General features: G+C 49.0%; 6 protein-coding genes. All 6 read right to left on the bottom strand.

Features of this window, described 5'->3' with window-relative positions; genetic code table 11:
* On the bottom strand, nucleotides 1-311 hold a 311-nt coding region (locus ACYC56_RS02410), incomplete at its 3' end, for a hypothetical protein (protein ID WP_461372587.1).
* Nucleotides 312-397: 86 nt separating this feature from the next.
* Complete coding sequence (locus tag ACYC56_RS02405) at nucleotides 398-1,606, bottom strand: glycosyltransferase (protein WP_461372586.1); 1,209 nt, start codon at nucleotides 1,604-1,606, stop codon at nucleotides 398-400.
* Nucleotides 1,607-1,636: 30 nt separating this feature from the next.
* The gene (locus ACYC56_RS02400; protein WP_461372585.1) at nucleotides 1,637-2,842 is read right to left on the bottom strand and encodes a glycosyltransferase family 4 protein; all 1,206 of its coding nucleotides are present in this window, start codon (nucleotides 2,840-2,842) and stop codon (nucleotides 1,637-1,639) included.
* A 102-nt stretch (nucleotides 2,843-2,944) separates the two neighbouring features.
* Nucleotides 2,945-4,171, bottom strand: a complete 1,227-nt coding sequence (locus ACYC56_RS02395; RefSeq protein WP_461372584.1) for a glycosyltransferase — start codon at nucleotides 4,169-4,171, stop codon at nucleotides 2,945-2,947.
* On the bottom strand, nucleotides 4,171-5,889 hold the full coding sequence (locus tag ACYC56_RS02390; protein ID WP_461372583.1) for an asparagine synthase-related protein: 1,719 nt from the start codon (nucleotides 5,887-5,889) through the stop codon (nucleotides 4,171-4,173). Before ACYC56_RS02390 ends, ACYC56_RS02395 begins: the two co-directional genes overlap by 1 nt.
* Nucleotides 5,889-7,349 (bottom strand): MOP flippase family protein, encoded by a 1,461-nt coding sequence (locus ACYC56_RS02385; protein ID WP_461372582.1) that lies wholly within the window; start codon nucleotides 7,347-7,349, stop codon nucleotides 5,889-5,891. Before ACYC56_RS02385 ends, ACYC56_RS02390 begins: the two co-directional genes overlap by 1 nt.
* Nucleotides 7,350-7,392: the final 43 nt, after the last annotated feature.

The raw sequence follows: 7,392 nt of genomic DNA, 5'->3' as shown, positions 1-7,392 counted from the left end.
ATAAAATCGCTTGAGACTATATATGAGTAAGTCGGCGCGAGTTCACGGGATCTGCCAAATGCCTGCCAACTCCCAGGAGATAGTCCTGCCCTCCCCATGCCGAAATTTGGAGAATCAACCGCGATGTTTACGGAGGTCTCATAAGTGCCCGCATTACGGGCGGAGATAACGAACGGCGATGAATAAATGCTGTCGAATTTAAAGGCAATGGAATACGAAGAGAGCGCAAGAACGATTAACCCGAAAAATACACCAACTGCAACCAAACGGCGCTGCTTTATTAATGTGGAAAAGAATAGTTGTAAATCCATTAATCACCTCTATGGCCTATAGATTGGACACGTACAATTTATACCCAGAGGCCCAATAACAAAACCTGAGATTTAGGGATAACCAACTATCCCATAAGTCTATGAATTATAGCGGCAATATTCTCTATCCTTGATGACCAACTATTTTCTTTTGCAAATTCGATTCTTGCCGGTATTCTATCTGCCTGATCAGCGCTTAAAGCCGTTTTAATTTTGCGGATAAAACAGTTCGCATCACCCGCAAACTCAACGAACCCGTTGAATGCATCGAGCCCTGGTATCGGTGTGCTAATAACCGGCTTGCCGGCCGCCAGGTACTCGTACAGTTTTATAGGATTCATGGCCTTGGTAAAATCATCAATTCTATGTGGCATCACGCAAGCATCAAATCCTTTAATGTATGCCGGTATGTCCCGCTTATTCCTTGAGCCAAGGAAATGGACGTTGCTATATGCTTTAAGCGCTGTAAAATGTGTTGGAGAAAATAGCGGTCCGATAAGGATATATGAGATATCCGGCGTCTGCTCGACAACCGTTCTGAAAAGGTCAGTATCAAAGCGCTCCTGCATAACACCGACGTACCCGACACGGGGGCTATTGATACACGCTAGGTCTTCAGGCACACGTGTATCGACTTGCATGTAGCCATCAAGATCAACGCCATTTGGAATTAGAAACGCCTTCGCTTTGCTGCCGTTGAGTTTATCGACCAGCCTATCGGACACTGCAAATATTGCATCCGCTTCTTCTCGTATCCTGTTGATATTCTGCTCGAATGACTGTCTCATTAGCGCAAATCGTGGATGCAAAGGCCAATCGTCAACGGCATTATAAACGCTCAACTTTTCATCGAATTTACCTATAAATCTTGCCGCTAGAGGATTATTTAGCCAAAGGACGGTATCCTGCATTCCAAGCTCTTTAACCCTGCTCTTTATGTAGCCGATTAGCCCCCTATCGTGGGCAATACAGTTCAGCTTATAAGAGAGAGGCGTGGAACTCTCTCTCGGAAAGAACCGGAGTTGCTCAACGGTGAAGATAGTACCGATTCGCTCGGTAAAATAAAACTGAGCCCCGTGCCTTTCTAATACCCTACCCCCAATTTCTGCATGCTTTAGCAAATACCTGTATGCCCCCCTAGGAAAGCTCGTTGAGGCACCGACAATTATCATGTGTCTGACTTGCTCGCTTGCATGAAGGCTTCTCGCAAGAATAGGGCTTCGATTGATGAAACCCGACTTCTCCCAATCCTGCCACCTGTCATCGAAACAAAACATTATTATATCGATGCTCATGTTTAATTACCTCGGGATGCAGCTGATAGCTTAGCATGCGCACCTTGGGTTGAAGGTCGCGCTTGTTGATAATAGATCGTTGATCGCTATGTTAACCGCCATACCCCAGCTATCCCAGTTAAGCCTTTGGTCAAACTCAATCCTGCTGTTTTGCACTAGCTCCGCATAGCGCGGCCTATCATAATAAATGCGCTGTATCAGCTCTGCGTAATCATAACCGCCCGCATGAATGGGTAAGGCAAATCCATTTACGCCACTCCTTATTGCGGAGGATATTCCGCCTGTATCCGTGGTGATGACGGGTAATCCGAAGGCATTCGCTTCACAAAAAACCATCGGGGTGCAATCCTGCCTTGTAGGCAGTAGGAGAAAATCGGCGTCCCAAAATAGTTGACGTAGCTTTTCAAGATCGTCTTGCTTGTTCTTATTTAAGAACGGCATTACTGACAAGCCCTTGTGGGAGAATCCGTTGGGAGGAACACAGCCGCAGATGATGAGTTCTGCATCTATCCCCATGTTGTCCAGTTCCACGAGCGTATCAAACGCGATTTCGCCGCCTTTTCTATGCCAATCAACATTGAGAAACAGTAACTTACATGTCCCGGCAGGGTTTTTCTCTTCAAGTCTTTTGCTAACGACGAAATCTGCAGGTGGGGCATTTTCGATATTTGCGCCAAATGGTATAACGTGTATTTTACTTCTATCGGCAACATAATCATTAACCGCTGATGCGGCCGCCCACTCTGACGAATAAAGCACCAGGGATGCTTTTTGGAGTGCCAATGCCTCAGTCTGGTTGCCTGATCGGACCGATCTCTTCAATAGGTTTGTATAGGCAGGATAATAATCCACCAGTAAAGAAAAGGTTGTATCAGATAAGTAGATAATAGGTATATCTATATCCAAGTGGGCTATTTCTGTGCTCCCTGCCGGCGCAAAGATGAGATCAAACTGTCGGCCTGATAACCTAGAGCTAATCATTCGCGCACACGTCTTGGAAAGAAGCGGGCTATGGAAATAATCGTACTTTTTTTGATTCAAGGTGGCGATTTGAAAAACCTTGGAGGATGCCTTCAAGAAAAGCTCCGTGTAACTTTTCAGCGGTCCTACATGGTAAACGTCCCCACAATATTTCTGAAGGGCTTTAAAAATTGAATAATGGGTGCCCGACCATGCGCGTTTATCATTGGCATCTGTTGATGTTACGTAAGCGATCTTTAGCTTATCCGGTTGCATATGGGCTCCCTTACCTGAAAGTCTGCTGCAGTACCAACATATATACCCTGGAATTAGGGTTATAACCACCAGCCCGTTCGACCACTCTGAGGTTTCTCTAGGTTAGCTAACCAGCTCCTGATAAATTGCCGAGAGCTGCTCCCCTTGTCTCTGCGCGTCATACCCGGCCTCGACGTGCTTACGTGCGGTATCAAGCATCTCCGGCCACTTCTTAGGATTATCAACCAGCCATGCCAGGTGGTTTACCAGCCCATCCACATCTCGCTCTTGTGCCAAAAGACCCGTTCGGCCGTGCTTAACGACCTCGGGGATATCGCAATGCTTGGTGCTGACAACCGGCAGCCCCAGGGCCATCATCTCGATAATCGTTACGGGGGCGCCGCCCTCGGTATCCCCGTCGCTCGCGGTAACGCTGGGCGAAAGAAAAACATGATGGTTATAAGCCTCTTCAAACAAGACATTGTGGGCTTGATACCCTAACATGCGCGTTTGTGGCCAGAGATCATATTTATCCATAACGTTAAGAATGCGCTTCTTCTCGGACTGGTTTCTGGGCTCACTGTTTGCGTCTCCAATAACCGTGATCTCTAAAGGTATCTCTCGCTTGAGACGCCCCAATGCCTCCAACGCATAAGGAACGCCTTTTTTTTCACGAAAAGCGCCCGCAATTAGCACCCGAAGGGGTTCTCCGGGATTGAACGCGCTCGGCTTAAAAACAATTTCGTTCACCCTGACTCCCAGGTGGTGAACCCATGCTTTGGATTCAGGGCACCCTAACTCCACTATTGACTTTGCCATAAAGGGGCCTTCGCAAAGCACGCCGTCAATCGTATCGAACAGGAGCTTGTAACGTTCGTACCAGCGCGGGTCGAGCCTGGGCAGGTGGCTCACATCAAGACCGTAAAACGTCACGACGTGCTTTAAGCCTACCCTCCGGGCTGCCTTCATATTCGCCCATCCCATGTAACCGAAATGGGAGTGCAATACCTGGCCGTGCCTTTGAATCGCCTGTTCGACCAGAAAACGCGGATAACGCCCCATCTGTAGTCTTCGTAGGCCCCTATCGAGAAAAATCCGCCATTGGGGAGCTTTGGGGAGCGCATGGATGTTTGGTAGTGGAAATTGCTCGAGGTTCTCTATCTCTTCACACACAACGTGATTCACGATGTTCGATGGCAAGTATTTGATCTGGTTGTATTGCCACGTTTCCGTTTGCGAAAGCCACCGTGCGACCGAATGGATCACGACTAATTTCTCATGATTCAATGGGTTAACTCCTAAAATCTCTCTGCTCCGGAAATCGAAGTACTCGACCAAACCGCCGTCCATTACTCACATCCCGACCGGTAGCGACCTTCAAAGACCTGCTGCAACCAGATTTCGAACGTTACATACCGGCAAACATCATCTGCATGGTTCTCCCCGCCCAGATGCTTCTCTACATCGGTAAGCACCTGCTCCCTCGCAATATACTCAGGGTAAATCGCCGAGGCGTTGGTCAGCACTTTCTTAAAGAAAGACTTGGCGGGCTCATGCCGCAGCCACTTTTGGTAATCGGTATAGTTATATGGATCATCATAGGTATTACCGATTAGACGGGTCGCTTCCTTACGTAGCTTGTTCTTAACTCGTTTCGGAAAGCGAAGGATCTTCGCTTTCTGTGGTGCCCAGCTTATAGGAACGCCTGTGTTTTGATACGGGATAGTCGCAAAGAATTCGGGAAACGCTTTTAGAAGCATCTTGTTGTAGATGTATGAATTTTTTCTCATGTCTTCCGGTAGCGACATCGCCAGCTCGAGCAGGTCGTTTGCGCAAAACGGATGCCTCGCCTTCAGGTAAACCCCCTCAAATTTCGGGCCCAAGAAGACGAAGCGGCGCGCCCGGTTTCCGATCAGCTCTATCTCGCTGAACTTTGCATCGTTCGCGCTTAATCTATTCCTGTTCAAGTAAGCCCCGCCGATTCCCACATCACCGAAGAAACCATCCAGGTTAACATCAGCAAACCCCTTCATTAAAGTGAGACCTTCGATACCGTGCATATGCATCAAGTTCTTCTGTCCATCGGTCCACCATACGCCGTTGATTCGCGACGTTAGCCAGTTATCGGCACTAATCTCGAAGGCATGGTGATGTACGCTTTTTAGTTTGGCCACCATCGCCGCGATCCGAATATCGTCGCATCCGGCTTTTCCAAAGGTTATGGCATGGGCCGGGTGTTCCAGCTTGGGTAGAGACGCGAGAATGGCTCTTGAATCTAACCCGCCGCTGAGCGTCAGGCTGATGCGCTCAGACCCCTGGCAACGACGTTCGACCGAGGCAATGAAACGCCTTGCCAGCTCTTCGGTAATCTCCCCCTCTTCAATCGCACCGGTTATAGGCTTGATCTGGTCCCAGTACCAATAGCGCTCGACGTGGTCCGATCTCTCTCTGATATCCCACGTGAATACTGTTCCGGAGGAGAGTACGTCCACGCCCTCAAACCAGGTACGGTTTTCACACAGGTAGCCCATAGCGAAAAAATCGTCAAGCGTCTGCGCGTTGATCTTTGGAGTAAAACCGGGCAGTGCAAGCATTGCTTTTGCCTCAGAACCCCATGCCAGAGAGCCCTGGTGGATGGTCCAGTACAGGTGCTGCAACCCATACCTATCGGTGATCAAATGCACCTGCTGTCGCACCGAATCATAAATAACGGCTGAGTAAATACCGTCGACGTGTCTCAGGAATGAGAAATCGCGGTAGTGTTTGAAAAGCGCAGTCAATAACGCCGGATCGGTATAGTCGGTAGTCGAATCAAGGTGTTTAGCCAGTTGGTCCTGGTTGTAAAACTCGCCATCAAGCCAAACATATATGCCGCATTCATAATATGGTTGCGGCTGTTTTTGGATGATGTCGGTATGCGATCGGGTTGCGTATACCCACCCATCGTTAAATAAGTCATCCTGCCTATAGAAATCGTGGTGTGTGATAAGGTCCTGCATCTCTTTTATCGTAGCTTGAGCTTGCTTATCTGCTATGGGCTCAGTTACAAAACCAACGATACCTGGCATTACAATATCCCTTTCTTTCTATCAAACACCTGCGTCCACATCTGCCAGAAATAGTTGCGCTCGAAAAACACCATCAAGGAACCATATACGAGCACACCGCATAAAACCAGGCCTGCAAGCAGCGAAAGTTCACTTACTATAAGCCCGCTTAGTACTAGGTAGCCGACATAGACTACCGCCCCCATCAATATACCCATGAGCACTGGACGAAACAGCACGCCTATATATTCTTGCCAACTAATTTTGATGACGCGGTAGAGGATAAACCACATAAATACCGAATACACAGAGGTCAGGGCAACGTGCGACCATGCGACCGCATATGCCCCGTAGCGTACGAAAAACCAGAACACCAGGGTATTGACTACTGCCACAAACAGGTTCCACTTGAATCCTATATCCGCACGGCCTTTTGCCAACAGTACCGGACCCGATGGGTTCCCCAATACCTTGATCATGCCGAGCGGTACCAGAATCTGTACGAGAATCACGGAAGGCCCCCATCCCTTGCCGAACATTACCGGTACGATTAAGGGGGCCGTTGCCGCCAGCCCGATCAAGAGAGGAAATGTGACTATCGAGAGAAGCTTTATCATCTGAAGATAGCCTTGCCGTAACGCCCCATCATCGCCCTGGCGCTTTGCGAGAATGGGAAAGGCTACTCTCGTAACAACCGGATTTATCCTCATGAGGGGGACGACGACCAGCTCATAAGCGAGCCTGTAAAAACCGAGGATTTCGGGGCCTAGAAACCTGCCTATCATCAAGTAGTCTACATTAGCGGAAAGGTAGTTTACGCTCCGCTCACCCATCTGGTATAAGCCGAAGCTAATGTATCCTTTAATATCCCCTAGCCTAAATCTAAGCGAGGGTCGCCATGCGCCCCAACCAAGTTTGGCGAGCAACACCGCGGTCACCGCCGCTGTCGCCAGTTGCCCCCAGATAAGTGAAAAAACGCCTTGCTTAAGGATTGCCGATACGATCGCCACCACGGCGCCGGCGACAGCGGCAGCCGTCTCAATCCCGGCAAGCTTGCCGAAACGCAGTTCCTTTTGCAGGAGCGCCTGGAATTGCTGGCCGACAGGCGCGATAACAAAGGTCAACGCCACCCAGACTACCAATCCGCTTAAGCGTGGCTCCCTATAAAAGCCTACAACGAGAGGGGTTGCGGCTACTACCAGCCCAAAAACTACGATGCCGGAGATAATATTCAACCAATAAAGACTGGAGAGCTGTTCTCGCGTGCTGTCTTGCCGCTGGATAACAGCGTTACTAATACCCATGTCAACGAAAGCCTGCGTGAACCCGATCACCACCATAATCATCGCCATGAGCCCAAAGTCTTGCGGGCTCAACAATCGTGTAAGAATAGCGAGCTGCAGAAACCTTAGAACCGTAATAACCGCTGTCGAAGTACCGGTCCATTTGACGCCTGAGACGGCTTGCTTTTTTAAAGACATCTATTCTCCTGTGAACCAAACACCGTTGGCTAAAGTGCTAAAA

Source organism: Candidatus Aquicultor sp. (genome assembly GCF_054640775.1).
The sequence above is the reverse complement of the archived record's forward strand: the minus strand, read 5'-3'. Positions and strand labels throughout refer to the sequence as shown.